6 protein-coding genes and 1 pseudogene are annotated in these 5,216 nt (G+C 37.3%); all 7 read left to right on the forward strand.

Annotation, left to right across the window (positions count from 1 at the left end):
- Positions 1–87: pseudogene (locus ACFIMK_RS02990) on the forward strand (conjugal transfer protein); the annotation flags it as partial.
- A gap of 56 nt (positions 88–143) precedes the next feature.
- Positions 144–464: a VirB2 family type IV secretion system major pilin TrwL gene (gene trwL / locus ACFIMK_RS02995; protein WP_375682834.1), complete on the forward strand. Its 321-nt coding sequence runs from the start codon at positions 144–146 to the stop codon at positions 462–464.
- Positions 465–546: 82 nt separating this feature from the next.
- Positions 547–867 carry a VirB2 family type IV secretion system major pilin TrwL gene (gene trwL / locus ACFIMK_RS03000; RefSeq protein WP_375682835.1) on the forward strand — a complete coding sequence of 107 codons (321 nt, stop codon included), beginning with the start codon at positions 547–549 and terminating at the stop codon, positions 865–867.
- A 240-nt stretch (positions 868–1,107) separates the two neighbouring features.
- Positions 1,108–1,419, forward strand: coding sequence for a conjugal transfer protein (locus ACFIMK_RS03005; protein ID WP_375630589.1), 312 nt, complete (start codon positions 1,108–1,110; stop codon positions 1,417–1,419).
- Positions 1,420–1,431: 12 nt separating this feature from the next.
- On the forward strand, positions 1,432–1,740 hold the full coding sequence (locus ACFIMK_RS03010) for a type IV secretion system protein VirB3 (protein WP_375606609.1): 309 nt from the start codon (positions 1,432–1,434) through the stop codon (positions 1,738–1,740).
- A 2-nt stretch (positions 1,741–1,742) separates the two neighbouring features.
- Complete coding sequence (locus ACFIMK_RS03015; protein WP_375634370.1) at positions 1,743–4,214, forward strand: VirB4 family type IV secretion/conjugal transfer ATPase; 2,472 nt, start codon at positions 1,743–1,745, stop codon at positions 4,212–4,214.
- Positions 4,211–4,978: a type IV secretion system protein gene (locus tag ACFIMK_RS03020; RefSeq protein ID WP_375613870.1), complete on the forward strand. Its 768-nt coding sequence runs from the start codon at positions 4,211–4,213 to the stop codon at positions 4,976–4,978. The genes ACFIMK_RS03015 and ACFIMK_RS03020 overlap by 4 nt, the downstream gene beginning before the upstream one ends.
- Positions 4,979–5,216 lie beyond the last annotated feature (238 nt).

Here is a 5,216-nt window from a genome sequence, read left to right on the forward strand (position 1 = left end):
AAGGATACATTTGTACGGTGGGCAATCGGGGTCGTTATCGCAGGTTCAGCAACCCAACTTGTTACTCTGCTATTTAAAACACCATAATAATGGCATCAATTATAAATACAATATGTTATCTAGAATTTTAATAAGAGTAAGATATGCAAAATTTAATTAATCTCAAACCGAAAAATAACAACAAAATCATCGCATTTTCTGCAGCTATGACTGCGTTTTTTATGGATAGTTCTGCTTACGCCGCCAGCGCAAAGGTTTTAACAAATGCAGAGAAGGCTTTAGGAGATTTACAGGGCGATATTCAAAAAATTATACCTATTGCTGCTGCTATTATACTATTATGCTTAGCAATTGGTTATGCAGGACGCTACATCGGAAAAGACACATTTGTACGGTGGGCAATCGGGGTCGTTATCGCAGGTTCAGCAGCCCAACTTGTTTCACTGCTATTTAAAACAACATAATAATGGCATTAATTATAAATTGTAAAATACAATATGTTTATTTATATAAAAATATTATCTAGAATTTTAATAAGAGTGAGATATGAAAAAATTAATTAATCTCAAACTGAAAAGTAACAACAAAATCATCGCAATTTCTGCAGCTATGACTGCGTTCTTTATGAATAATTCTGCTTACGCCGCCAAAGCGAGTACTTTAACAAATGCAGAGAGCGCTTTAGAAGGTTTACAGGGCGATATTCAAAAAATTATACCTATTGCTGCTGCTATTATACTATTATGCTTAGCAATTGGTTATGCAGGACGCTACATCGGAAAAGACACATTTGTACGGTGGGCAATCGGGGTCGTTATCGCAGGTTCAGCAACCCAACTTGTTACACTGCTATTTACAACACCATAATAATGGCATCAATTACAAACAATACAATACGATACGTTTATACGATGGGCAATCAGTATTATTATCGTGCCCTCTACAACCAAACTTACTGCAATATTATTGAAAGGTAATTCATGAATCATGTATAATACGTAATGTTTTTAATACCCATCGATTATAGGTGTGTACCAGTAATAATGTAGCCATACTGAAAAAAGGAATATTATTTATAGCAACTTTAATTAAAAGGGGATAAAGAATATGAAACAATCAAATACGTTTCAAGCGAAGACGTGCAACAGGATTAATGTTATTATCATCACTTCAATGATGTTATTAATAACGCAATCTGCATATGCTCAGACGGAAACAGAGAGCTTGGATGCCTTCATAGGAATGCAATATGGATTAAGTGTACTTATTCCTATCGTTGCCCTCATTATTCTTTTATTACTTTTGCTTATTTATATATTTCGCATCATCGCAAGAGCTACATTTATACGATGGGCCTTCAGCGTCATTATTGCTGGTGCAGCCTTTTATATTAGCCACATATTATTTTACCTCTACTGACAAGAGCACCCCATGAAATCACAAGAGCAAAAAGAATTCCCCCTATTCAAAGGAGCAACACGTGTTCCAACGATATGGGGTGTCCCCATGATGCCATTTATCGTTATGGTTATGGGGGTCGCTGTTATTGCCATGACAGTAAGTATCTTTTTGTGGATTATGGCGCCTCCATTATGGTTCATTATGGTGCAAATTACTAAAAACGATGATAAGGCGTTTCGTATCTGGTGGTTATGGATCGATACTAAATTTCGCAATCGTAACAAAGGTTTTTGGGGCGCATCAAGTTATAGTCCCTCTGATTATAGTAAAAGGAGATAAACATGACAGCTGTTGAAAGCAGCAAACGCCTTGCATCAGAGGCACCTGTAAGCCTATTTCTACCTTATTCACATCATATTACAGATACGATTATTTCTACTAAAAATGCGGAATATTTGTCAATTTGGAAAATTGACGGGCGTTCGCATCAAAGCGCTTCAGAAGAAGATATTTTTCAATGGATAAAAGAGCTTAACAATACTCTACGGGGTCTTGCATCAGCCAATTTATCATTTTGGACGCATATTGTGCGCCGCCGTGTTTATGAATATCCTGATTCAACATTTGATCAAATGTTTTGCTATCAACTTGATGAAAAATATCGACAAAGCTTTACTGGTTATAATTTGATGGTCAATGATTTATATCTGACTGTCATTTTTCAACCGATAGCGGATAAAATTATGTCGTTCTTTTCTAAACATGAACGTGAAACGCTTGATCAAAAAAAGATGCGACAAGACACATGTATCAAAGAACTCAATGACATCAATCGTACTTTAGGCCAATCTTTAAACCGTTACGGTGCAGAACTTCTTGGTGCTTATGAAAAAAATGGGCATGCTTATTCTTCTGCACTTGAATTCCTTGGAATGCTTGTCAATGGTGAATATCGCCCTATGCCAATTTGCCATGACCGTTTTGCTGACTATATGTCTGTCAATCGACCTTTTTTCTCAAAATGGGGCGCTCTTGGTGAACTGCGAACAACCAGTGGAATGCGTCGATTTGGAATGCTTGAAATTAAAGAATATGATGCAACAACCAAACCAGGACAATTAAATGTTTTGTTGGAAAGTGACTTCGAGTTCGTATTGACGCAGAGCTTTTCAGTGCTCTCCCGACATGCTGCTAAAGACTATTTACAACGGCATCAGCGTAATCTTATTGATGCACGAGATGTGGCAACGAGCCAAATTGAACAAATTGACGAAGCACTAAACCAGCTTATCAGTGGGCATTTTGTCATGGGAGAACATCACTGCACATTGACGATCTATGGTGATACAATTCAACAAGTTCGCGACCATATGGCCAAAGCAAGTGCAGCATTACTAGACGTTGCGGTACTGCCCAAACCTGTAGACTTAGCGATAGAGGCTGGCTATTGGGCACAACTTCCTGGCAATTGGAAATGGAGACCACGTCCTGCTCCGATTACATCATTGAACTTTTTGTCATTTTCATCTTTTCATAATTTTATGTCAGGAAAACCCACTGGCAACCCATGGGGACCAGCCGTCACAATTCTTAAAACAACCAGTAAAACACCGCTTTATTTCAACTTTCATGCCTCCAAACTTGAAGAGGACTCGACAGATAAACGTTTACTTGGTAATACCGCACTTATCGGACAATCTGGTTCCGGTAAAACCGTGTTACTCGGCTTTTTGTTAGCACAAGCACAAAAATTTAAGCCGACAACTGTTGTTTTTGATAAAGATCGTGGCATGGAAATTGCCATTCGGGCGATGGGTGGAAAATATTTAACATTCAAGCCAGGCAGAAAAAGTGGTTTCAATCCTTTCCAACTCCCACCCACACAAGAAAATCTTATTTTTCTGAAACAATTTGTTAAAAAATTGGCAGAAGCTGGTGGTGAAGTCACGCATCACGACGAAGAAGAAATTAACAAAGCAGTTATGTCTGTTATGAGTGCTAACATTGACCGATCACTCCGTCGTTTGTCCTTTCTAGTACAATTTTTACCAAATCCACGTTTAAGTGATTATAATGCTCACCCATCTGTTCATGCTCGCTTACTAAAATGGTGTGAAGGTGGTGATTATGGGTGGTTGTTTGATAATCCCCATGATGCTCTTGATCTCTCAACACATCAAATTTACGGCTTTGATATCACGGAATTCTTAGATAATTTTGAAACTCGCACTCCAGTGATGATGTATTTGCTTTACCGCACAGAAGGCATGATTAGCGGACAGCGGTTTATGTATATCTTTGACGAGTTTTGGAAGCCTTTGCAAGATCCGTACTTTGAAGATTTAGCCAAAAATAAACAAAAGACCATCCGTAAACAAAATGGTATTTTTGTTTATGCAACACAAGAGCCTAGCGATGCCTTGGAAAGTAATATTGCCAAAACACTCATTCAACAGTGTGCAACTTACATTTTTCTAGCCAATCCCAAAGCAAATTATGAAGATTATACAAAAGGCTTTAAACTAACAGATGCCGAATTTGAACTCGTTAAAGGACTTGGTGAGTTTAGTCGCCAATTCCTCATTAAGCAGGGTGATCAATCTGCGCTTGCAGAACTGAATCTTGGTAAATTCCATCTAACACGCGATGGAAAAACCATCGAACACGACTTTAGTGACGAGCTCTTAGTGTTATCAGGAACGCCTGATAACGCAGAGTTAGCCGAAAGCATTATCGCAGAAGTTGGTGATGATCCGGCAATATGGTTACCAATTTTCTTACAGCACGCAAAAAATGACAGGAGGGAAACATGAAAAAAAAGGTCATTTCAATAGTAGTTGTAATAACTTTAGGGGTTTCAAACCCAGCGATGGCTTGGGTTTGGGGCGCTGGGTCGGCGGATTTATCGGCATCCGTTCCAACGAAGTGGCCCAATTTTTTTGGAAGTTCATCTTCAAATACATCAAAGTCTAAAAAAACTCCACAGCAAAAGAAAGCGCCACCTGATGCCCAACTTCTCGATATGCTAAAAAAACACCTTGAGGAAGTAAAAAAGATACACGAGTCTATAACGGGAAGCCAAAAATTCGACACTAAAAAACTTAAAAATGTACAAACAGATCACAGTAGCTTTTTTCTCAAAAATCCAGAGAATCTCTACAATAGAAATAAAACTTCTGCTCTATCTACATCACTTGAAAATATTTTAAAAGAAGAAGAAATTCCTGTCACTATCCATGAATCTAGCAGTTTTATCAACAAGCGTATCCAATATGCAGCCATCACTGATAAAGCCGTAAGTTTAAAAACTTTTCAAGAAGCAAACAATCGTTTTCAGCAAATTGAAGAACTATTAAACGAGATCACGACAACAAAAGATCTAAAAAGTATTGCCGAGTTACAAGCACATATAATTGGAATGCTTGCTATGCTACAAAATGAAACAGCAAAACTACAAATGGTTACACATTTACGCAATGCTGAACATACACTTATCAAACAACAGAAAGATAAACATAACATAAAAATTTTGAATAGTAAAAACACGAACATGCCTACCATAAGATTCATTAGGTAAAGCTTTTTGTAGCAATATTTTGTATATTATTTTTCCTGTATGCTCGTAAAAAGAAAAAGTTAATGCGTAATACTCAATTCTCTCTCATAGATCGAAAAGGTCTACGAAGTTTCATTTTATCCTTAAAAAAATTCAACGAAAAATGCTCAAAAAGCATATAAAAAGTTGAAAATTCGTTAAAGAGGAATTCCATGGACTTTACAGTGTTCACGCAACTTTTCAGTAAAATTGATCAGAT

This window comes from Bartonella sp. AP280QHHD (assembly GCF_042196125.1).
In the GTDB taxonomy this organism is placed as follows: Bacteria; Pseudomonadota; Alphaproteobacteria; order Rhizobiales; family Rhizobiaceae; genus Bartonella.

Excerpts from the sequence above, each read along its gene's own strand:
- trwL (WP_375682834.1), top strand. The coding sequence starts at position 144 with ATGCAAAATTTAATTAATCTCAAACCGAAAAATAACAACAAAATCATC.
- ACFIMK_RS03005 (WP_375630589.1), top strand. The coding sequence starts at position 1,108 with ATGAAACAATCAAATACGTTTCAAGCGAAGACGTGCAACAGGATTAAT.
- ACFIMK_RS03015 (WP_375634370.1), top strand. The coding sequence starts at position 1,743 with ATGACAGCTGTTGAAAGCAGCAAACGCCTTGCATCAGAGGCACCTGTA.
- trwL (WP_375682835.1), top strand. The coding sequence starts at position 547 with ATGAAAAAATTAATTAATCTCAAACTGAAAAGTAACAACAAAATCATC.
- ACFIMK_RS03010 (WP_375606609.1), top strand. The coding sequence starts at position 1,432 with ATGAAATCACAAGAGCAAAAAGAATTCCCCCTATTCAAAGGAGCAACA.
- ACFIMK_RS03020 (WP_375613870.1), top strand. The coding sequence starts at position 4,211 with ATGAAAAAAAAGGTCATTTCAATAGTAGTTGTAATAACTTTAGGGGTT.